Genomic DNA, 21746 nt, shown 5'->3' with positions numbered 1-21746 from the left:
GGGCGGGCGGGAAGAGGATCCGGGCGCGCGGCGCCCGGGACCTCACTTGAGGATCTTGGTCACCTGACCGGCGCCCACGGTCCGGCCACCCTCGCGGATGGCGAACTTCAGGCCCTCCTCCATGGCGATGGGCTGGATCAGCTCAACGCGCATGTCGGTGTTGTCGCCGGGCATGACCATCTCGGTGCCGTCGGGAAGGTGCACGACACCGGTGACGTCCGTCGTCCTGAAGTAGAACTGCGGACGGTAGTTGTTGAAGAAGGGGGTGTGACGGCCACCCTCGTCCTTCGACAGGATGTACGCGGTCGCCTCGAACTCGGTGTGCGGCGTGACCGACCCCGGCTTGATGACGACCTGGCCGCGCTCGACGTCCTCGCGCTTGATGCCGCGGAGCAGGAGACCGACGTTCTCACCGGCCCGGCCCTCGTCCAGCAGCTTCCGGAACATCTCGATTCCGGTCACCGTGGTGGAGGCCTTCTCCTCCTTGATGCCGATGATGTCGACGGTCTCGTTGACCTTGAGGATGCCGCGCTCGATACGACCGGTCACGACGGTGCCGCGGCCGGTGATCGTGAAGACGTCCTCGATCGGCATCAGGAACGGCTTGTCGACGTCGCGCTCCGGCTGCGGGATGGACTCGTCCACGGCCTTCATCAGCTCGAGGACGGTCTTCGACCACTCGGGGTCGCCCTCCAGCGCCTTCAGCGCCGAGACCTTGACAACGGGAACGTCGTCGCCCGGGAACTCGTACTCCGTGAGCAGCTCACGGACCTCGAGCTCGACGAGCTCCATGATCTCCTCGTCGTCCACCATGTCGGCCTTGTTGAGGGCGACGACGATGTACGGAACGCCGACCTGGCGGGCCAGGAGCACGTGCTCCTTGGTCTGCGGCATCGGGCCGTCGGTGGCGGCGACCACCAGGATCGCGCCGTCCATCTGGGCGGCACCGGTGATCATGTTCTTGATGTAGTCCGCGTGCCCCGGGCAGTCCACGTGGGCGTAGTGCCGGTTCTCCGTCTGGTACTCGACGTGCGCGATGGAGATGGTGATTCCGCGCTGGCGCTCCTCGGGCGCCTTGTCGATGTTCTCGAACGCGAACGTTTCATTCAGGTCCGGGAATGCGTCGTGCAGCACCTTGGTGATCGCCGCGGTAAGCGTCGTCTTGCCGTGGTCGATGTGACCGATGGTGCCAATGTTGACGTGCGGCTTAGTCCGCTCGAACTTCGCCTTCGCCACTGGGGTCCTCCTGTGGACTGGTGCTGTACGCCCCCCGCACCTTGCGGAAGGTTTCAGATGGTCGACCGAACCGGTCAGGACCCCGAGGGGGACACCCTTGACCGCTTCGCTAAAGGGCCGGACTCCGGGGGCGAAATGCCCCCGGATGCCCGTTGCTCCAGCTTAGGGGTTACTCGCCCTTGGCCTTCGCGATGATCTCCTCGGCAACGTTCTTGGGAACCTCGCCGTAGGAATCGAACTGCATGCTGTAGCTCGCGCGACCCGAGGTCTTGCTCCGCAGGTCGCCAACGTAACCGAACATCTCCGACAGCGGCACGAGCGCCTTGACGATCTTGGCGCCGCTCCGGTCCTCCATGGCCTGGATCTGGCCACGGCGGGAGTTGATGTCACCGATCACATCGCCCATGTAGTCCTCGGGCGTGGTGACCTCCACGGCCATCAGCGGCTCGAGAAGCGCCGGGCTCGCCCGGCGCGCGGCCTCCTTGAACGCCATGGAACCGGCGATCTTGAAGGCCATCTCGGAGGAGTCGACGTCGTGGAACGCTCCGTCGAGCAGGGTCACCTTGACGCCGGTCAGCGGGTAGCCGGCGAGCACGCCGAACTCCATGGCGTCCTGGCATCCCGCGTCCACCGAGGGGATGTACTCCCTGGGGATGCGGCCACCGGTGACCTTGTTCACGAACTCGTACCCGTCGCCCTCCAGGGGCTCCAGGCTGATCTGCACCTTGGCGAACTGACCGGAGCCGCCGGTCTGCTTCTTGTGCGTGTAGTCGACCTTGTCGACGGCCCGGCGCAGGGTCTCCCGGTAGGCGACCTGCGGCTTGCCGACGTTGGCCTCGACCCGGAACTCGCGCTTCATCCGGTCGACCAGCACATCGAGGTGCAGCTCGCCCATGCCGGAGATGATCGTCTGACCGGTCTCCTGGTCCGACTTGACCTGGAAGGACGGGTCCTCCTCGGCCAGCCGCTGGATCGCGATGCCCAGCTTCTCCTGGTCGCTCTTCGACTTGGGCTCGATGGCGACCTCGATGACCGGGGCCGGGAAGTCCATCGACTCGAGAATGACCGGGTTGGACGGGTCGCACAGCGTCTCGCCCGTGGTCGTCTGCTTCAGGCCCATGACGGCCACGATGTCGCCGGCGCCGACGCGCTCGATCTCCTCACGCTTGTTGGCGTGCATGCGGTAGATCTTGCCGATGCGCTCCTTCTTCTCCTTCACCGAGTTCTGCACCTGCGAGCCCGCGGTGAGCACGCCCGAGTAGATGCGGATGAAGGTGAGCTTGCCCAGGTGGGGGTCGCTCGCGATCTTGAACGCAAGGGCGGCCAGCGGCTCCTCCTCGGAGGGCTTCCGGCGCACGGACTGCTCGGGGTCGCGCGGGGAGTGACCCTCGACGGCCTCGACGTCCAGCGGCGACGGCAGGTACCGCACCACCGCGTCGAGCAGGGGCTGCACGCCCTTGTTCTTGAACGCGGTGCCGCAGAACACCGGGGTCACCGTGGTGTCGCCCTCGGCACCCGTGGAGGCGAGGGTCACGCGGCGGATGGCCGCCGTGAGCTGCTCCGGAGAGGGCTCCTCGCCCTCCAGGTACAGCTCCATGACCTCCTCGTCGTTCTCCGCGACGCCCTCGACCAGCTTGCTGTGCCACTCCTCGGCCTGGTCCCGGAGATCGGCGGGGATGTCGACCACGTCGTACATCTCGCCGAGCTTGGTCTCCTCGGACCACACCAGGGCCTTCATGCGGACGAGGTCCACCACGCCCTTGAATCCGGCCTCGGCGCCGATCGGGAGCTGCATGACCAGCGGGGTGGCGCTCAGCCGGTCGACGATCATGTCGACACAGCGGAAGAAGTCGGCCCCCGTGCGGTCCAGCTTGTTCACGAAGCAGATGCGCGGCACACCGTAGCGGTCCGCCTGTCGCCAGACGGTCTCCGACTGCGGCTCGACACCGGCCACACCGTCGAACACCGTGACGGCACCGTCCAGGACGCGCAGCGAGCGCTCCACCTCGACCGTGAAGTCGACGTGTCCGGGGGTGTCGATGATGTTGATGGTGTTGTCGACGTCCTCGACGGACCAGTGACAGGTGACCGCGGCGGACGTGATCGTGATGCCGCGCTCCTGCTCCTGTTCCATCCAGTCGGTGGTGGCGGCACCGTCGTGAACTTCACCGATCTTGTAGCTCATGCCGGTGTAGTACAGGATCCGCTCGGTGGTCGTCGTCTTGCCCGCGTCGATGTGGGCCATGATCCCGATGTTCCGAACCCTGGCCAGGTCAAGTGAAGTGGTAGCCATCTGGCTTCAGTCTTCTCTCGGTCTCGATGGGGTGCGACTACCAGCGGTAGTGCGCGAAGGCCTTGTTGGACTCGGCCATCTTGTGGGTGTCCTCACGCTTCTTCACGGAGGCACCGAGCCCGTTGGAGGCATCGAGCAGCTCGTTCATCAACCGCTCGGTCATGGTCTTCTCGCGACGGGCACGCGAGTACCCCACCAGCCAGCGCAGCGCGAGGGTCGAGGAGCGGCCGGGGCGGACCTCGACCGGCACCTGGTACGTCGCGCCACCGACGCGGCGGGAGCGGACCTCGAGGGTCGGCTTCACGTTCTCCAGCGCGCGCTTGAGCGTGATGACCGGGTCGTTCCCGGTCTTGTCCCGCAGGCCCTCCATGGCGCCGTAGACGATGCGCTCGGCGGTGGAGCGCTTGCCGTTCAGCAGCACCTTGTTGATCAGAGAGGTCACCAGAGGAGAGCCGTACACCGGGTCGATGTGTACGGGACGCTTCGGGGCAGGGCCCTTACGAGGCATGCTTACTTCTCCTTCTTGGCGCCGTAGCGGCTGCGGGCCTGCTTGCGGTTCTTGACACCCTGGGTGTCCAGGGAGCCGCGGATGATCTTGTAACGAACACCCGGCAGGTCCTTCACACGGCCACCGCGCACCAGCACGATGGAGTGCTCCTGAAGGTTGTGGTTCTCACCCGGGATGTAGGCCGTGACCTCGATCCCGTTGCTCAGACGCACACGGGCCACCTTGCGCAGAGCCGAGTTCGGCTTCTTCGGGGTGGTGGTGAACACACGTGTGCAGACGCCACGCCGCTGAGGGGACCCCTCGAGCGCCGGCGTCTTGTTCTTCTCGACCTTGTCCTGCCGGCCCTTACGGACCAGCTGCTGGATCGTTGGCACGGTTTCTCCGGTTTCTCTGTGCCGATCTCGATAAAGCTAACCCGGGCCACAACGCCGACCCACGCGGTCGGGTGTGTCGAAGACTGCAGGGTCCAGCTTCTCGCAAGCGTGCGGGGAGCGGATGCAGATCCCGGAGTTCCGGTGCGGCTAAAAGAGCGCAGGGAACACCCCAGGCACAAGGTCAGAGCGTACCTACCCCGCGCGCTGGGGTCAAAACACGTTCTCTCAGCGCGAAAGGCGGGCGGATGGGAACCCCCATCCGCCCGCCCCCGCGACGGCTCAGCCCTGGTAGGGGCCGTAGTCGTAGTCCTCCAGCGGGACGGCCTGGCCGGATCCGCTGCCGAAGGGCGAGTAGTCGATGTCGTCGTACCCGACGGCCGAGTACATCGCGGCCTTCGCCTCCTCGGTGGGCTCGACCCGGATGTTCCGGTAACGGGACAGGCCCGTGCCGGCCGGGATGAGCTTACCGATGATCACGTTCTCCTTGAGGCCGATCAGGGAGTCCGACTTGGCGTTGATCGCCGCGTCGGTGAGCACCCGGGTCGTCTCCTGGAAGGACGCCGCCGACAGCCACGACTCGGTGGCCAGCGACGCCTTGGTGATGCCCATCAGCTGCGGACGCCCGGAGGCCGGGTGACCGCCCTCCGCCACGACGCGGCGGTTCTCCGACTCGAACTTCGAGCGTTCGACCAGCTCGCCCGGCAGCAGCTCCGCGTCGCCGGACTCGATGATCGTCACCCGGCGCAGCATCTGCCGGACGATGATCTCGATGTGCTTGTCGTGGATGGCCACACCCTGGGAGTTGTAGACCTTCTGGACCTCGCCCACCAGGTAGATCTGCACCGCGCGCTGGCCGAGGATCCGCAGCACGTCGTGCGGGTTGGCCGCGCCGACCGTCAGCGGCTGGCCGACGGTGACGTGGTCGCCCTCGCCCACCAGCAGCCTGGAGCGCTTGGAGACCGGGTAGGAGGTCTCGTCGGAGCCGTCGTCCGGCGTGACGATGACCTTCTTGGTCTTCTCGGTCTCCTCGATCCGCACCCGGCCGGCCGACTCGGAGATCGGCGCGACGCCCTTGGGCGTACGGGCCTCGAAGAGCTCGACCACACGGGGCAGACCCTGCGTGATGTCGTCACCGGCGACGCCGCCGGTGTGGAACGTCCGCATGGTCAGCTGGGTGCCGGGCTCGCCGATCGACTGGGCGGCGATGATGCCGACCGCCTCGCCGATGTCCACCAGCTTGCCGGTCGCCAGCGACCGGCCGTAGCACATGGCGCAGGTGCCGACGGCCGACTCGCAGGTGAGCACCGAGCGGGTCTTGACGGTCTCGACGCCGTGCCGGATCAGCTCGTCGATCAGCACGTCGCCCAGGTCGGTACCGGCCGGGGCCATGACCTTCCCGTCCACCACGATGTCCTCGGCCAGGCAGCGGGCGTAGACGCTGGACTCGGCGTCGTCCGCCTTGACCAGCGTGCCCTCCGCGCCCTTGGAGGCGATCGTCAGCTTCAGGCCGCGGTCGGTGCCGCAGTCCTCCTCGCGGATGATCACGTCCTGGGAGACGTCCACCAGACGCCGGGTGAGGTACCCGGAGTCGGCGGTCCGCAGCGCGGTGTCGGCGAGTCCCTTGCGGGCGCCGTGCGTGGAGATGAAGTACTCCAGCACGGACAGGCCCTCGCGGAACGACGCCTTGATCGGCCGCGGGATGGTCTCGTTCTTCGCGTTGGACACCAGGCCGCGCATACCCGCGATCTGGCGCATCTGCATCATGTTCCCTCGGGCACCCGAGTCGACCATCATGAAGATCGGGTTGGTCTTCGGGAAGTTGTCGCTCATGGTCTCGGCGACCTCGGTGGTCGCCTTCGTCCAGATCGCGATGAGCTCCTGCGTGCGCTCGTCCTTGGTGATCAGACCGCGCTCGTACTGCTTCTGGACCTTCTCGTCCTGCGCCTCGTAGTTGGCGAGGATGCCCTTCTTCGCCTCGGGCACGACGATGTCGGAGACCGCGACGGTGACGCCGGACCTGGTGGCCCAGAAGTAACCGGAGGCCTTCAGGTTGTCCAGCGCGGCGGCGACCACGACCTTCGGGTACCGCTCGGCCAGGTCGTTGACGATGCGGGAGAGCTCCCGCTTGCCCACGGACTGGTCGACGAAGGGGTAGTCCTCCGGCAGCAGCTCGTTGAACAGCGCCCGGCCGAGCGTGGTGCGCAGCCGGAAGCTGTCGCCCGGCTGCCACTCGGGCTCGCCCTCGGCGGGCTCCGGGGGAGTCCAGCCGCGGTAGGGCACCGAGCCGACGGGGAAGCGAATGTCGATCTTCGCCTGGAGCGAGAGCTCCCCGGCGTCGAACGCCATGATCGCCTCGGCGGTCGAGGAGAACGAACGGCCCTCGCCGCGCACCTCCCGCTCCTCCTCGTCGGTGGTGAGGAAGAACAGGCCGAGCACCATGTCCTGGGTGGGCATGGTCACCGGACGGCCGTCGGCGGGCTTCAGGATGTTGTTCGAGGACAGCATCAGGATGCGGGCCTCGGCCTGGGCCTCGGCGGACAGCGGCAGGTGCACCGCCATCTGGTCGCCGTCGAAGTCCGCGTTGAACGCGGTGCACACCAGCGGGTGGATCTGGATGGCCTTGCCCTCGACCAGCTGCGGCTCGAACGCCTGGATGCCGAGCCGGTGCAGGGTCGGGGCGCGGTTCAGCAGCACCGGGTGCTCGGCGATGACCTCTTCGAGGACGTCGTACACCACGGTGCGCTGGCGCTCGACCATGCGCTTGGCCGACTTGATGTTCTGCGCGTGGTTCAGGTCCACCAGGCGCTTCATCACGAACGGCTTGAACAGCTCCAGCGCCATCGCCTTGGGCAGCCCGCACTGGTGCAGCTTGAGCTGCGGGCCGACCACGATCACGGAACGGGCCGAGTAGTCCACGCGCTTGCCCAGCAGGTTCTGCCGGAAGCGGCCCTGCTTGCCCTTGAGCATGTCGGACAGGGACTTCAGCGGCCGGTTGCCCGGGCCCGTCACCGGGCGGCCACGCCGTCCGTTGTCGAACAGGGCGTCCACGGCCTCCTGGAGCATGCGCTTCTCGTTGTTCACGATGATCTCGGGGGCGCCGAGGTCGAGAAGCCGCTTCAGGCGGTTGTTCCGGTTGATGACGCGGCGGTACAGGTCGTTCAGGTCGGAGGTCGCGAAGCGGCCACCGTCCAGCTGCACCATCGGACGCAGGTCCGGCGGGATCACGGGGACACAGTCGAGGACCATGCCCTTGGGGCTGTTGGACGTCTGGAGGAACGCCGAGACGACCTTGAGCCGCTTCAGGGCACGGGTCTTCTTCTGGCCCTTGCCGGTGCGGATGATCTCCCGCAGCCGCTCGGCCTCCTCGTTCAGGTCGAAGGTCTCCAGCCGCTTCTGCAGCGCGGCGGCGCCCATCGAGCCGTCGAAGTAGGTCCCGAAGCGGTCGCGCAGCTCGCGGTAGAGCAGCTCGTCGCCCTCCAGGTCCTGGACCTTGAGGTTCTTGAAGCGGTTCCACACCTCGTCCAGGCGGTCCAGCTCGCGCTGGGCCCGGTCGCGAAGCTGCTTCATCTCGCGCTCGGCACCCTCGCGCACCTTGCGCCTGGCGTCCGCCTTGGCACCCTCGGCCTCGAGCTCGGCCAGGTCGGACTCCTGCTTCTTGGCCCTGGCCTCCAGGTCCGCGTCACGGCGCTGCTCGATCTGCTGGCGCTCCACGGAGATGTGGGCCTCCAGCGACGGCAGGTCGCGGGTGCGGCGCTCCTCGTCCACGAACGTGATCATGTAGGCGGCGAAGTAGATGACCTTCTCCAGGTCCTTCGGCGCCAGGTCGAGCAGGTACCCCAGGCGCGACGGAACGCCCTTGAAGTACCAGATGTGGGTCACGGGTGCGGCCAGTTCGATGTGGCCCATCCGCTCACGGCGCACCTTGGCGCGGGTCACCTCGACGCCGCAGCGCTCACAGATGATGCCCTTGAAGCGGACGCGCTTGTACTTGCCGCAATAGCACTCCCAGTCCCGGGTCGGACCGAAGATCTTCTCGCAGAAGAGTCCGTCCTTCTCGGGCTTGAGCGTGCGGTAGTTGATGGTCTCCGGCTTCTTGACCTCGCCGTGTGACCACTGACGAATGTCGTCAGCGGTGGCCAGGCCAATGCGCAGCTCGTCGAAGAAGTTGACGTCGAGCACTCTCGTCAATCCCTCTCAGGGTCGTGTCAGTCAATGGTCTGTCGGGGTCCGGGTGGGGAGGCACCGGCCGGGGCGGTAACGCCCCCGGCCGGCCCGGCCCGTCAGACCTCTTCGACGCTGCTCGGCTCGCGCCGGGACAGGTCGATGCCGAGCTCTTCCGCGGCGCGGAAGACGTCCTCGTCGGTGTCGCGCATCTCGATGGACATGCCGTCCGAGGACAGCACCTCCACATTGAGGCAGAGCGACTGCATTTCCTTGATGAGCACCTTGAAGGACTCCGGGATACCGGGCTCCGGGATGTTTTCGCCCTTGACGATGGCCTCGTAGACCTTCACGCGGCCGGTGACGTCGTCGGACTTGATGGTCAGAAGCTCCTGGAGGGCGTAGGCCGCGCCGTACGCCTCCAGCGCCCAGACCTCCATCTCACCGAAGCGCTGCCCGCCGAACTGGGCCTTACCGCCGAGCGGCTGCTGGGTGATCATGGAGTACGGGCCGGTCGAGCGCGCGTGCAGCTTGTCGTCCACCAGGTGGTGGAGCTTGAGGATGTACATGTAGCCGATGGAGATCGGCTCGGGGAACGGCTCGCCGGAGCGGCCGTCGTACATGCGGGCCTTGCCGGAGGGCAGCACGAGCCGGTCGCCGTCGCGGTTGGGGATGGTGGACTCGAAGAGCCCGGCCATCTCGTCCTCGCGGGCGCCGTCGAAGACGGGGGTGGCGACGTTGGTGCCGGGGGCGACGTCGTCCGCGCCGATGGCGGCCAGCCGCTCCTTCCACGCCGCGTCGGTACCCTCGACCCGCCAGCCCTGGGAGGCGAGCCAGCCCAGGTGGATCTCCAGCACCTGGCCCGGGTTCATCCGGGAGGGGACTCCCAGCGGGTTCAGGATGATGTCCACCGGGGTGCCGTCCTCGAGGAACGGCATGTCCTCCACGGGCAGGATCTTGGAGATCACGCCCTTGTTGCCGTGCCGGCCGGCCAGCTTGTCGCCGTCGGTGATCTTGCGCTTCTGGGCCACGTAGACGCGGACCAGCTGGTTGACGCCCGGCGGCAGCTCGTCGCCCTCCTCGCGGTCGAAGACGCGCACGCCGATGACCTTGCCGGTCTCGCCGTGCGGCACCTTCAGCGAGGTGTCGCGGACCTCACGTGCCTTCTCGCCGAAGATCGCGCGCAGCAGGCGCTCCTCCGGGGTCAGCTCGGTCTCGCCCTTGGGGGTGACCTTGCCGACCAGGATGTCCCCGGCCTCCACCTCGGCGCCGATGCGGATGATGCCGCGGTCGTCGAGGTCGGCCAGGACCTCCTCCGAGACGTTCGGGATGTCCCGGGTGATCTCCTCGGGGCCCAGCTTGGTGTCGCGGGCGTCGACCTCGTGCTCCTCGATGTGGATCGAGGAGAGGACGTCGTCCTGCACCAGGCGCTGGGAGAGGATGATCGCGTCCTCGTAGTTGTAGCCCTCCCACGGCATGAAGGCGACCAGCAGGTTCTTGCCGAGAGCCATCTCACCGCGCTGGGTGGAGGGGCCGTCGGCGATGACCTGGCCGGCCACCACGCGCTCGCCCTCCTCGACCATGACCTTCTGGTTGTAGGAGGTGCCCTGGTTGGAGCGGTGGAACTTGGCGAGCCGGTGGGTGACGTGGGTGCCGTCGTCGTTGGCGATGGAGATGTAGTCGGCGGAGACGTCGGTGATGGCGCCGTCCTGCTCGGCCTTGATCACGTCGCCCGCGTCCACCGCGGAGCGGTACTCCATGCCGGTGCCGACCAGCGGCGACTCGGCCTGGATCAGCGGCACCGCCTGGCGCATCATGTTCGATCCCATGAGCGCGCGGTTGGCGTCGTCGTGCTCCAGGAACGGGATCATGGCGGTCGCGACCGACACCATCTGGCGCGGCGAGACGTCCATGTAGTGCACGTCGGTGCCGGTCACGTAGTCGATCTCACCGCCACGGCGGCGGACCAGCACCCGGGACTCCGCGAAGTGGTAGTCGCCGGTCAGGCGCGCGTTGGCCTGCGCGATGACGTACCGGTCCTCCTCGTCAGCGGTCAGGTAGTGCACCTCGTCGGTGACGATGCCGTCGGTGACCTTGCGGTACGGGGTCTCGACGAAGCCGAACGCGTTGACCCGGCCGAACGCGGCGAGCGAGCCGATCAGGCCGATGTTCGGGCCCTCCGGGGTCTCGATCGGGCACATGCGGCCGTAGTGCGAGGGGTGCACGTCGCGGACCTCTAGGCCGGCCCGCTCACGGCTGAGGCCGCCGGGGCCCAGCGCCGACAGGCGGCGCTTGTGGGTCAGTCCGGAGAGCGGGTTGGTCTGGTCCATGAACTGGGACAGCTGGCTGGTGCCGAAGAACTCCTTGATGGAGGCGACGACCGGCCGGATGTTGATCAGCGTCTGCGGCGTGATGGCCTCGACGTCCTGCGTGGTCATGCGCTCGCGGACGACGCGCTCCATCCTCGCCAGACCGGTGCGCACCTGGTTCTGGATGAGCTCGCCCACATTGCGCAGGCGGCGGTTACCGAAGTGGTCGATGTCGTCGGTCTCGACGACGATCGTCCGGCCGCCCGTGGTGACGGTCTCGGTCTCCCCCGCGTGGAGCCGCACCAGGTACTTGATGGTCGCGACGATGTCCTCGACGGTGAGCACGCCGGCGTCCAGCGGCTCGTCCCCGCCGAGCTTCTTGTTGATCTTGTAACGGCCGACCTTGGCCAGGTCGTACCGCTTGGGGTTGAAGTACAGGTTCTCCAGGAGGGTCTGCGCGGCCTCGCGGGTCGGCGGCTCGCCCGGACGGAGCTTGCGGTAGATGTCGAGCAGCGCGTCGTCCTGGCCCTGGGTGTGGTCCTTCTCCAGGGTCGCCCGCATCGACTCGTAGTCCCCGAACTCCTCGAGGATCTGGTCGGAGGTCCAGCCGAGCGCCTTGAGGAGCACGGTCACGGACTGCTTGCGCTTGCGGTCGATGCGCACGCCGACCATGTCGCGCTTGTCGATCTCCATCTCCAGCCAGGCACCCCGGGACGGGATGATCTTGGAGGAGAACAGGTCCTTGTCCGAGGTCTTGTCGATGCTGCTGTCGAAGTAGACGCCGGGCGAGCGGACCAGCTGGGAGACGACCACGCGCTCCGTGCCGTTGATGACGAAGGTGCCCTTGTTGGTCATCAGGGGGAAGTCCCCCATGAAGACGGTCTGGGACTTGATCTCACCGGTCTCGTTGTTCGTGAACTCGGCGGTGACGAAGAGCGGCGCCGCGTACGTGAAGTCGCGCTCCTTGCACTCGTCGATCGAGTTCTTCGGGGGCTCGAAACGGTGGTCGCGGAACGTCAGGGACATCGACCCGGAGAAGTCCTCGATCGGGGAGATCTCCTCGAAGATCTCCTCGAGACCCGACTTCCTCGGCACGTCCTGTCCACTGTCAAGCGCGGCCTCGACGCGGGCTTTCCAGGCGTCGTTACCGAGCAGCCAGTCGAAGCTCTCGGTTTGCAGCGCAAGGAGGTTCGGAACCTCCAGGGGTTCCTTGATCTTCGCAAAAGAGACACGCAGGGGTGCGGTGCTGGTGCCGTTATTCGTACTGTTGGTCGAGGCGGTGCGCGAGGCGGCCAAGAGGGGGTCCTTCCGAGGGCTCGGACTCTCTGCGCGCGTACCGGCTCTCCTGGTGACGGGCAGGGAGCAGCCAGGCAGCGCAAAGGGTCAGTGTAGCCAGAAGACCCACTGATGTCCAATGTGCGGACCATCCCCGCTGGAACGGGGACAGCTCACGCCGTCACTCATCGAGGTGCCACCCTCGGTGTTCTTCACGCAGTGCCCATCATGCAGTACTTCGTCCTGCCACTTCGTCGTGCTGCCCTCGGGGTCTGCACCCGCCCGCCTCGAAACGTCGGGCGCGGACCCGTCTGCCGCATCACTTCCCGCCCCGCCGTGCGTTCATGCCTCGGATCATGGATCGATCTGGCGGCGCGAGAGGAGAATTGCGCGCCCAGTGCCGTTCGTCAAGGCCCCTGCTCCCACGCCACCCGTCCCGGGCGGGGCACGGGCAGGGCAGGTGAGCGACCGAAGATCACCATACCCTTCACCACGCGAAGGGCAAGGAGACAGCCGCCACAACGTCCAGGGGCGACCACCCGAGTGGGTGATCGCCCCTGGCAGGCGTCATGCGGGAGGTGCCGGGGTCACTTGACCTCGACGCCGGCGCCGGCCGCCGCGAGCGCCTCCCTGGCCTTCTCGGCGGCCTCCTTGTTGACCTTCTCGAGGACCGGCTTCGGCGGGTTGTCCACCAGTTCCTTGGCCTCCTTCAGACCCAGCGAGGTCAGCTCACGCACGACCTTGATGACCTGGATCTTCTTCTCGCCGGGGCCGGTGAGGACGACGTCGAACTCGTCCTTCTCCGGCTCCGCCTCGGCGGCGGCGCCGGCGCCACCCTGCGCGGTGGCGGCGACGGCGACCGGCGCGGCGGCCTCGACGTCGAACTTCTCCTCGAACTTCTTCACGAAGTCCGACAGCTCCAGGAGGGTCATCTCCGCGAACTGGTCAAGCAGCTCGTCCTGGCTCATCTTCGCCATGATGGCGGTCCTTCCACTTCAGTCGGCTGGTGCCGGTCTTGGTATGTCGGGCGGGGCGAATGCCTACTCGGCGGGAGCCGGCTCGCCGGCACCGCTCTGCTCCTCCACCTTGCTGCGCAGCGCGTCCGCGGTGCGGACGAACTTGGAGAGCGGGGCCTGGAAGGTCGCCGCGGCCTTGGCCATGGACGCCTTCATGCCACCGGCCAGCTTGGCGAGGAGCACCTCGCGGGACTCGAGGTCCGCGAGCTTGGTGATCTCTTCGGCGCTGAGCGCCTTGCCGTCGAGCACGCCACCCTTGATGACGAGCGCGGGGTTGTCCTTGGCGAAGTCACGCAGACCCTTGGCCGCCTCGACCGGGTCTCCGGAGATGAACGCCACGGCCGTCGAGCCCTTGAAGAACTCGTCGAGCCCGGAGACCCCGGCCTCGTTGGCCGCGATCTTGGTCAGCGTGTTCTTCGCCACACGGTACTGGGTCTGCTCACCGAGGGAGCGACGGAGCTCCTTCAGCTGAGCGACGGTGAGCCCGGTGTACGCGGTGACGACAGCCGCGTGGGAGCCCTCGAACCTGTTCTTGAGATCCGCGACGGCCGCGCTCTTGTCAGGACGCGCCATAACCTCGACCCTCCTTCCGGGGTGCTGTCTTCCCGAGTGATGGGACCGCACGGAAGGGGCCGAACACGACGAAACGCCCCGGCGCAGGCGCACGGGGCGAACACGAAGTCTCTCCACGGTCACCTGCGCAGGCCGTCCGCGTCAGCGGAACCTTCGGCCACCGCGCGCTCCCTTGCGGGGGCCCGTGGTGGCAACCAGCGGTCTTTGGCTACCGTGCGAGAGTACGGGAAGGGGATGGCGCCGGGCAAATCAGCCCTGGCCGGCCCCGGCTCCCATGCCGGCCTGGAACTCCTCCAGGATCTCCATGAAGTCGACCACCGCGCCGGACGGCGGGGCCTCGGCCGTGACCTCGGCGCCGTAGTCGCTGTAGCGCACCTCGTACTCCACGGGGCCCGCGGCGCTGTCGAAGGACTGGTTGATCTGGACCGGGTAGTCGTCCCCGTCCACCCAGACCTCCAGGTGGTAGCTGTCGATGCCCTGGGCCTCCATGACGTCGGTCAGCTGCTGCCGCTCCTCGTCGGTGAGGAGGTCGTCCGCGCCGTTGCGCTCCAGGGCGTCCTCGACCGAGATGGTGCCGCGGTAGTGCGTGGTCTCGACGCCGTCCAGCGTCTCCTCGCCCACGAGCTCGATCTCCGGGGCCTGGAGGAGCAGCGCGAGCTGCTGGGCCGGGTCCTGGTTGGTGGAGTCGAGGCCGAACGACATGGAGTCGGCGACCGCGGGGTCACCGGTCTCCTCGGCGATGGACATCAGGTCCATGGCCATCCAGTTCCGGCCGTCGAACTCGGCCGCGAACTCCTCGCCCATGTCGAGGTACATCACGTCGTCCACCCACAGCACCGACGTCTCGCCGCCCATGCCGGGGCTCATCGCGAGCGCCTCGCCGGTCATGGTGAGGTCCATGGCCAGCTCCGGGTCCCAGGACATGGCGCCGGACATCTCCAGGTTCCCTCCGGCCTCCTCGGGGCTGCTCATGGTCGCCTCGAAGTTGGCCGAGGTGACCTCCTGGGTCGTCTCCGCGGCCGCCGACACCGCCTCGAAGGCGCTGGAGGACGAACCCGGCCCGTCGGCCTCGGAGTTGTCGCCGTCGGTCGTCTCGGCCGAGTCGGAGCCGCCGCAGGCCGCCGTGGAGGCCAGCAGGGCGACGGTCGCGAAGCAGACCGCGACCTTCTGTGTGGGACGCATGTCTCCCCGGTCCTTTCGTGGTCCTTCGAGCCTGTCGATCTCCTGACCACGCTAACTCGGCTCCGTGGCAACACACATGCCCGCCCCCGCTCTGTGACAGAACGGGGACGGGCTCACGATCCGGCCGTCGGACGGCGCCGTCCGACGGTGACGTCAGACAGCGGCCTCCTCGGCCAGCAGGTCACGGGTGCGGTTGGTGTCGACCGGCACGCCGGGGCCCATGGTGGTGGTGATGACGGCCTTCCTCAGGTAACGCCCCTTGGCCGCGGACGGCTTGAGCCGGAGGATCTCCTCCAGCGCGGCGGCGTAGTTCTCCACGAGCTGGCTCTCCTCGAAGGAGACCCGGCCGATCACGAAGTGGAGGTTGGAGTGCTTGTCGACGCGGAACTCGATCTTGCCGCCCTTGATCTCGGTGACGGCCTTGGCCACGTCGGGGGTGACGGTGCCGGTCTTCGGGTTCGGCATGAGGCCGCGCGGACCGAGCACGCGGCCGAGCCGGCCGACCTTGCCCATCAGGTCCGGGGTCGCCACGACGGCGTCGAAGTCGAGACGGCCGCCGGCCACCTCCTCGATCAGCTCGTCGGAGCCGACGATGTCGGCCCCCGCGGCCTCCGCGGCGGCGGCGCGGTCACCGGTGGCGAAGACCAGGACCCGGGCGGTCTTGCCGGTGCCGTGCGGCAGGTTCACGGTGCCGCGGACCATCTGGTCGGCCTTGCGCGGGTCGACACCCAGACGCATGGCGACCTCGACGGTCGCGTCGAACTTGGTGATCGAGGTGTCCCTGGCGAGCCGGACGGCCTCGAGGGGCGCGTAGACGCGGGTCCTGTCGACCTTGGCGTCCGCGCCGCGGAGGTTCTTGCTGCGCTTCACTGCTGCTCCTGCGGATGTGGGAAGGGAGTCGTGGTGCGGGCCAGCGCGGGCCCTGCCACGGTGGTGCCGTACGGACGGGGCGCGTTCAGCCCTCGACGGTGACGCCCATGGAACGGGCGGTCCCCGCGATGATCTTCTCGGCGGCGTCCAGGTCGTTGGCGTTGAGGTCGGGCATCTTGGTGGTGGCGATCTCCCGGACCTGGGCGCGCGTGATCTTGGCGACCTTGGTCTTCTGGGGCTCGCCGGAGCCCTTCTCCACGCCCGCGGCCTTGAGGATCATCTTCGCGGCCGGCGGGGTCTTGGTGATGAAGGTGAAGGAACGGTCCTCGTAGACCGTGATCTCCACCGGGATGACCCAGCCGCGCTGCGACTCGGTCGCCGCGTTGTACGCCTTGCAGAACTCCATGATGTTCACGCCGTGCTGGCCCAGCGCCGGACCGACAGGCGGCGCGGGGTTGGCGGCGCCGGCCTGGATCTGGAGCTTGATCAGCCCTGTGACTTTCTTCCTCGGCGGCATGCGCTCGCCCTCCGGGTCCTTCGTGAGGTGGTGGTGATGACGGCCGTCGCGGGAGGGGCTGTGTACCGTGCCCGCCCGCGGGCATACCGCCCTACGGTAATGGCTGCCGCCACCCGGCCCAAATCGGAGCCGGGTGGTGGGTGACGCCGCGGTGTGGTGGGTCAGTTCTTCTGGATCTGGTCGAAGCTGAGCTCGACCGGGGTCTCGCGGCCGAAGATCTCGACCAGGCCCTTGACCTTCTTGGAGTCCGGGTTGATCTCGTTGATCGTGGCCTGGAGCGTCGCGAAGGGGCCGTCGGTGACGGTGACCGAGTCGCCGACCTCGAAGTCGAGGACCTGGACCTCGACCTTGCGCCCGCCCGCCTGGCCGCCCTCGGCCGCGGCCTCCGCGGCCTTCTGCTCCGCCTCGGGGGCGAGCATCTTGACGATCTCGTCCAGCGTCAGCGGGTACGGGTCGTACGCGTTCCCCACGAAGCCCGTGACGCCGGGGGTGTTCCGCACGACGCCCCAGGACTCGTTCGTCAGGTCCATGCGCACCAGCACGTAGCTGGGCAGCTTGTTCTGCTTGATGGTGCGCCGGTCGCCGTTCTTGATCTGGACGACCTCTTCCTGCGGTACCTCGACCTGGAAGATGTAGTCCTCGACGTTCAGCGAGACGGCGCGCTGCTCCAGGTTCGTCTTGACGCGGTTCTCGTAACCGGCGTACGTGTGCACGACGTACCACTCGCCGGGGAGGACCCGCAGCTCCTCGCGGAGCTGCGCGATCGGGTCGACCGGCTCGGGCTCCGGCTCCGGCTCGGACTCCGGCTGCTCCGGCTCCTCATCGGCGGCTTCGGCCTGGTCGACGACGACGGCGTCCGCGGCGTCGACCGCCTGGGCGGTGTCGCTCGCGGTCTCCTCCTCGCCCTCGGCGTCGGGCGTGGCGTCGTAAGGATTCGGGTCAGACACGGTACCTGCTACTTCCTGACTTTCGGGAGGGGGGAGCGAATCAGCCGAAGACGTAATCGACGGCCCTGCTCATTCCCCAGTCAAGCACGGTCAGGATGCAGATGACGACGACGACGAAGACGATCACCGCGGTTGTGTACGTGGACAGCTGGCGCCGCGAAGGCCAGACGACCTTGCGCAGCTCCGCGATCACCTGGCGGTAGAAGAGCGCAAGGCGGCCCAGCGGGCCCCTCTTGGCGCGCCGGCCTCTGCGGCCGGTGCTGCCCTCACCCCGGGGCTCTTTGGGCTCTGGCGTCTCCACGGAGTCCGTGATCCCAGCCACTCGTCCTCACCTGATCCCGGTCATGGTCATAGGCCGCCCGGCCACCCGGACGGCTGTTCATTTTGTGTAGCAGGGCCGGAGGGACTTGAACCCCCAACCGCTGGTTTTGGAGACCAGTGCTCTACCAATTGAGCTACGACCCTCTGCCGCGTGGTGCCCGACAACGTACCGCATTGGAGCGGCCACCGCTGAGGAGTGTACGTGCTGAAACGCCAACCGTCGAACGGTTCCTGGGCCTCTCACCCGCAACCTTCCGGCAACCCGGGTGCCATACGACGGTGCCGTCTGGGACGATGCCCCCATGAGTGCCGTTTCCTCCCCTTCCCCTGCTTCCTCCTCAGCCTCTCCCGCCGGACGCCGGGTCTCGGCCCGGATCGGGGCGATCTCGGAGTCCGCGACGTTGGCGGTGGACGCCAAGGCCAAGGCGCTGAAGGCCGCCGGGCGACCGGTGGTCGGCTTCGGCGCCGGCGAGCCGGACTTCCCGACCCCCGACTACATCGTCGAGGCGGCGGTGGCGGCCTGCCGCAACCCCAGGTTCCACCGTTACACGCCTCCCGGCGGCCTTCCCGAGCTGAGGGAGGCCGTCGCCACCAAGACGCTGCGCGACTCGGGGCTCCGGGTGGAGCCGTCCCAGGTGGTGGTGACCAACGGCGGCAAGCAGGCGATCTACGAGGCGTTCGCCGCGCTGCTCGACCCGGGCGACGAGGTGATCGTCCCCGCGCCCTACTGGACCACGTACCCCGAGTCGATCCGGCTGGCGGGCGGCGTCCCCGTCGAGGTGGTGGCGGACGAGACCACCGGGTACCGGGCGACCGTGGCGCAGTTGGAGGCGGCGCGCACGGAGCGGACGAAGGTGCTGCTGTTCGTCTCCCCCTCCAACCCGACGGGCGCCGTCTACGGCCGGGAGCAGACCGAGGAGATCGGCCGCTGGGCCGTCGAGCACGGCCTGTGGGTGCTCACCGACGAGATCTACGAACACCTGGTCTACGGCGGAGCGACCGCCCCGTCGCTTCCCGTGGTGGTGCCCGAGCTGGCCGACCGCTGCGTGATCGTGAACGGCGTGGCCAAGACGTACGCGATGACCGGCTGGCGCGTCGGCTGGCTCATCGGCCCGGCCGACGTCGCCAAGGCGGCGGCCAACCTCCAGTCGCACGCCACCTCCAACGTGAGCAACGTCGCGCAGGCCGCCGCCCTGGCCGCGGTCACGGGGGACCTGACCGCGGTGGCGGCGATGCGTGACGCGTTCGACCGGCGCCGCAGGACCATCGTCCGCATGCTCAACGAGATCGACGGCGTGACCTGCCCGGAGCCGGAGGGCGCGTTCTACGCGTACCCGTCGGTGAAGGCCCTGCTCGGCAAGGACATCCGCGGGCGGCGCCCGGCGACGAGCCTGGAGCTGGCCGGGGTGCTGCTGGAGGAGGCCGAGGTCGCGGTGGTGCCCGGCGAGGCGTTCGGGACGCCGGGATATCTGCGGATGTCCTACGCGCTGGGCGACGAGGACCTCGCCGAGGGCGTGTCCCGGATGCAGAAGCTCCTGGCGGAGGCCGAGGACTGAGGCGGTTGTTCGGGCGGACGCACGTCCGGGTCACGCGACTACCGGCCCTCCGGGGATATACGGCAAGATCTTGGAATGGCTCGTGTTGGTCCCGGACGTGACGTCCGCTCGCTGCCGAAGGCTCATCTGCATCTGCACTTCACCGGTTCGATGCGGCCCGGCACGCTGATCGAACTCGCCGACAAGTACGGCGTTCACCTGCCCGAGGCGCTGAGCGGCGCCAAGCCGCCCCGGCTGCGGGCGACGGACGAGCGGGGCTGGTTCCGTTTCCAGCGGCTCTACGACATCGCGCGCTCCTGCCTGCGCGCGCCGGAGGACATACAGCGCCTGGTGCGCGAGGCGGCCGAGGAGGACGTGCGCGACGGGTCGCGCTGGCTGGAGCTCCAGGTGGACCCGACCTCGTACGCGCCCCGGCTCGGCGGGCTGTCCCCGGCGCTGGAGATCATCCTGGACGCGGTGGAGACCACGGCCAGGGAGACCGGTCTCGGCATGCGGCTGCTGGTCGCGGCGAGCCGGATCAAGCACCCCCTGGACGCCAGGACGCTGGCGCGTCTCGCGGTCAGGTACGCGGACCGCGGCATCGTGGGGTTCGGCCTGTCCAACGACGAACGCCGGGGCTTCGCGCGGGACTTCGACCGCGCGTTCGCCATCGCGCGGGAGGGCGGGCTGCTCGCGGTGCCGCACGGCGGGGAGCTGTCGGGGCCGCGGAGCGTGCGGGACTGCCTGGACGACCTGCGCGCCAGCCGGATCGGGCACGGGGTGCGGGCGGCGGAGGACCCGCGGCTGATGGAGCGGCTGGCGGAGGCGCGGGTGACGTGCGAGGTGTGTCCCACGTCGAACGTGGCGCTGGGCGTCTATCCCACGCTGGCCGACGTGCCGCTGCGGACGCTGTGGGGGGCGGGGGTGCCGATGGCGCTGGGCGCGGACGACCCGCTGCTGTTCGGCTCGCGGCTCGCGGCGCAGTACGAGATCGCGCGGGAGCACCACGGGTTCAGTGACGAGGAACTGGCGGAGCTGGCCCGGCAGTCGGTGCGCGCGTCCGCGGCGCCCGAGGACGCGCGGGAGAAGATCCTGGTCGGAATCGACGAGTGGCTGGCCCTGTAGGGCGGGTCGCGGCGGTCGTGGGCTCCTTCGGCGGCCCGGGACCTCAGAGGGTGGCGCCGACGAGCACCGGCTCGTTGACGAGGGTCACGCCGAACGCCTCGCGCACGCCGTCGCGCACCTCGCGCGCCAGCGCGAGGAGGTCGGCGGTGCGCGCGCCCCCGCGGTTGGTGAGGGCGAGGGTGTGCTTGCCGGAGATGCGGGCGGGGCCCGTTCCCCAGCCCTTGGCGAACCCGGCCCGCTCGATGAGCCAGGCGGCCGAGGTCTTGGTGAGGCCGTCCTCCGCGGGGAAGGCGGGGGCGGCGACATCGGGGCCGAGGCGGTCGGCCACGCGGTCGAGGAAGGCGGCGAACGCCGCCTCGTCGAGGAGGGGGTTGGTGAAGAACGACCCCGCCGACCAGGTGTCGTGGTCCTCGGGGTCGAGGACCATGCCCTTGCCGGTGCGGAGCTTGAGCACGGCGTCCCTGGCCTCGGCGGCGGGAACGCGGTCGCCCGGCTCGACGCCGAGCAGCCGGGCGGTCTCGGCGTAGCGGACCGGGGCGGAGAGGCCGCCCGCGTCATGGAGCGCGAAGCGGACGCGGAGGACGACGAAACGGGTGGGGTCGGCCTTGAACCGGCTGTGGCGGTAGGCGAATCCGCACGCGGCGGCGGGGAGGGTGACGACCTCGCGGGTGGTGCGGTCGTAGGCGACGACCTCGGTGAGGACCGAGGAGACCTCCTGGCCGTAGGCGCCGACGTTCTGGATGGGGGTGGCGCCGGCGGAGCCGGGGATCCCGGCGAGGCACTCGACCCCGGCGAGCCCGGCGTCGACGGTGCGGGAGACGGCCGCCGACCAGTCCTCGCCCGCGGCCAGTTCGAGGCGGGTGCCGTCCAGGCCGAACCCGGTGGTGGCGATGCGCAGGGCGGTCCCGGGGAAGCCCTCGTCGGCGATCACGAGGTTGCTGCCGCCGCCGATGACCAGCAACGGCACCCCGCTCTCGTCCGCCTCCCGGACGGCCCCGACGACCTCGTCGTCGGTGCGGGCGACCAGCAGCCGCCCGGCGGCCCCCCCGAGCCGCAGCGTGGTCAACGGGGCGAGCGACGCGTCACGAATCTCCTGCACGCCCCCAGCCTAGGGCCTGTCCGGCGCATCCTCGCGGGCTCCCGACGCCGGCGGATGGGGGTACCTCCCAGGCCCCGAAGGGCCTGGGGGAGCCTCGCCGCGTTACCGAATCGCCCCGGTACTCCCCCAGACTCCGTCCGGGAGGTGCCCCGCGTACGAGGGGCGACCCGGTTCCCTCCTTGCCCGCCAACGGGCAGGGGGGCCCAGCGATGCACCGCATTGGGGGCACCTCCCAGCCGTCAGGCTGGGGGAGCCGCTCGCCATCCACGAAGATCCGCCGGACAGGACCCTAGGCGCTGGGCGGGCGGCGGAGCAGGTCGGGCGGATCGGCCGGGAGGGGGTGCGGATCCGGCGGTGCGGCCGTGACCGGGAGTCACGGTCACGGCCGCACCGCCGGATCCGCAC

General features: G+C 68.7%; 16 protein-coding genes and 1 tRNA gene. 2 read left to right on the top strand and 15 right to left on the bottom strand.

Translation table 11 applies throughout. The annotated features are described in order from the left end of the window. Nucleotides 1–42 precede the first annotated feature (42 nt). From tuf to ADY01_RS15155, 14 genes are all read right to left on the bottom strand, one after another. A complete protein-coding gene (gene tuf / locus ADY01_RS15220; protein ID WP_049572481.1) occupies nt 43–1236 on the bottom strand; it encodes an elongation factor Tu in 1194 nt (397 codons plus the stop codon). Nucleotides 1237–1405: 169 nt separating this feature from the next. Beyond that, nucleotides 1406–3529 carry an elongation factor G gene (gene fusA / locus ADY01_RS15215; RefSeq protein ID WP_049572478.1) on the bottom strand — a complete coding sequence of 708 codons (2124 nt, stop codon included), beginning with the start codon at nt 3527–3529 and terminating at the stop codon, nt 1406–1408. A 37-nt stretch (nt 3530–3566) separates the two neighbouring features. Then, complete coding sequence (gene rpsG / locus ADY01_RS15210; protein ID WP_049572475.1) at nt 3567–4037, bottom strand: 30S ribosomal protein S7; 471 nt, start codon at nt 4035–4037, stop codon at nt 3567–3569. Nucleotides 4038–4039: 2 nt separating this feature from the next. Then, the gene (gene rpsL / locus ADY01_RS15205) at nt 4040–4411 is read right to left on the bottom strand and encodes a 30S ribosomal protein S12 (RefSeq protein ID WP_049572471.1); all 372 of its coding nucleotides are present in this window, start codon (nt 4409–4411) and stop codon (nt 4040–4042) included. Between the two features lie 279 nt (nt 4412–4690). Further along, nucleotides 4691–8590: a DNA-directed RNA polymerase subunit beta' gene (locus ADY01_RS15200; protein WP_049572468.1), complete on the bottom strand. Its 3900-nt coding sequence runs from the start codon at nt 8588–8590 to the stop codon at nt 4691–4693. Between the two features lie 101 nt (nt 8591–8691). Further along, on the bottom strand, nt 8692–12177 hold the full coding sequence (gene rpoB, locus ADY01_RS15195) for a DNA-directed RNA polymerase subunit beta (RefSeq protein ID WP_049572465.1): 3486 nt from the start codon (nt 12175–12177) through the stop codon (nt 8692–8694). 566 nt (nt 12178–12743) lie between these two features. Further along, the gene (gene rplL / locus ADY01_RS15190; protein WP_049572462.1) at nt 12744–13133 is read right to left on the bottom strand and encodes a 50S ribosomal protein L7/L12; all 390 of its coding nucleotides are present in this window, start codon (nt 13131–13133) and stop codon (nt 12744–12746) included. 63 nt (nt 13134–13196) lie between these two features. Then, on the bottom strand, nt 13197–13745 hold the full coding sequence (gene rplJ / locus ADY01_RS15185) for a 50S ribosomal protein L10 (protein WP_049572457.1): 549 nt from the start codon (nt 13743–13745) through the stop codon (nt 13197–13199). Nucleotides 13746–13994: 249 nt separating this feature from the next. Next, a complete protein-coding gene (locus tag ADY01_RS15180) occupies nt 13995–14927 on the bottom strand; it encodes a hypothetical protein (protein WP_049572454.1) in 933 nt (310 codons plus the stop codon). A gap of 153 nt (nt 14928–15080) precedes the next feature. Further along, entirely contained in the window at nt 15081–15797 is a 717-nt protein-coding gene (gene rplA, locus ADY01_RS15175) for a 50S ribosomal protein L1 (RefSeq protein ID WP_049572452.1), read from the bottom strand. A gap of 85 nt (nt 15798–15882) precedes the next feature. Next, nucleotides 15883–16314 carry a 50S ribosomal protein L11 gene (gene rplK, locus ADY01_RS15170; protein ID WP_049572449.1) on the bottom strand — a complete coding sequence of 144 codons (432 nt, stop codon included), beginning with the start codon at nt 16312–16314 and terminating at the stop codon, nt 15883–15885. Nucleotides 16315–16475: 161 nt separating this feature from the next. After that, entirely contained in the window at nt 16476–17261 is a 786-nt protein-coding gene (gene nusG, locus ADY01_RS15165; protein WP_049572446.1) for a transcription termination/antitermination protein NusG, read from the bottom strand. 40 nt (nt 17262–17301) lie between these two features. Beyond that, the gene (gene secE / locus ADY01_RS15160; RefSeq protein ID WP_049572484.1) at nt 17302–17574 is read right to left on the bottom strand and encodes a preprotein translocase subunit SecE; all 273 of its coding nucleotides are present in this window, start codon (nt 17572–17574) and stop codon (nt 17302–17304) included. A 79-nt stretch (nt 17575–17653) separates the two neighbouring features. Further along, nucleotides 17654–17726, bottom strand: a tRNA-Trp gene (locus ADY01_RS15155). A 158-nt stretch (nt 17727–17884) separates the two neighbouring features. On the opposite strand from ADY01_RS15155, the gene ADY01_RS15150 reads away from it, so the two are divergent. Both ADY01_RS15150 and ADY01_RS15145 read left to right on the top strand, forming a co-directional pair. Continuing rightward, complete coding sequence (locus ADY01_RS15150; RefSeq protein ID WP_049572444.1) at nt 17885–19138, top strand: pyridoxal phosphate-dependent aminotransferase; 1254 nt, start codon at nt 17885–17887, stop codon at nt 19136–19138. Nucleotides 19139–19213: 75 nt separating this feature from the next. After that, nucleotides 19214–20242, top strand: coding sequence for an adenosine deaminase (locus ADY01_RS15145; protein WP_049572441.1), 1029 nt, complete (start codon nt 19214–19216; stop codon nt 20240–20242). Between the two features lie 43 nt (nt 20243–20285). On the opposite strand, the gene ADY01_RS15140 is transcribed toward ADY01_RS15145, so the two are convergent. Further along, nucleotides 20286–21341, bottom strand: a complete 1056-nt coding sequence (locus ADY01_RS15140; protein ID WP_049572438.1) for a UDP-N-acetylmuramate dehydrogenase — start codon at nt 21339–21341, stop codon at nt 20286–20288. Between the last annotated feature and the right edge of the window lie 405 nt (nt 21342–21746).

This window comes from Streptomyces sp. SBT349, from assembly GCF_001083795.1.
In the GTDB taxonomy this organism is placed as follows: domain Bacteria; phylum Actinomycetota; class Actinomycetes; order Streptomycetales; family Streptomycetaceae; genus Streptomyces.
Note: the sequence above shows the minus strand (reverse complement) of the source record. Positions and strands in the feature narration are given on the sequence as shown.

What these genes read in the sequence shown, in the direction of transcription:
- rplJ (WP_049572457.1), bottom strand. Translation starts at nt 13,745, where the DNA reads ATGGCGCGTCCTGACAAGAGCGCGGCCGTCGCGGATCTCAAGAACAGG.
- ADY01_RS15180 (WP_049572454.1), bottom strand. Translation starts at nt 14,927, where the DNA reads ATGCGTCCCACACAGAAGGTCGCGGTCTGCTTCGCGACCGTCGCCCTG.
- fusA (WP_049572478.1), bottom strand. Translation starts at nt 3,529, where the DNA reads ATGGCTACCACTTCACTTGACCTGGCCAGGGTTCGGAACATCGGGATC.
- rplL (WP_049572462.1), bottom strand. Translation starts at nt 13,133, where the DNA reads ATGGCGAAGATGAGCCAGGACGAGCTGCTTGACCAGTTCGCGGAGATG.
- ADY01_RS15150 (WP_049572444.1), top strand. Translation starts at nt 17,885, where the DNA reads ATGAGTGCCGTTTCCTCCCCTTCCCCTGCTTCCTCCTCAGCCTCTCCC.
- rpsG (WP_049572475.1), bottom strand. Translation starts at nt 4,037, where the DNA reads ATGCCTCGTAAGGGCCCTGCCCCGAAGCGTCCCGTACACATCGACCCG.
- rplK (WP_049572449.1), bottom strand. Translation starts at nt 16,314, where the DNA reads ATGCCGCCGAGGAAGAAAGTCACAGGGCTGATCAAGCTCCAGATCCAG.
- ADY01_RS15145 (WP_049572441.1), top strand. Translation starts at nt 19,214, where the DNA reads ATGGCTCGTGTTGGTCCCGGACGTGACGTCCGCTCGCTGCCGAAGGCT.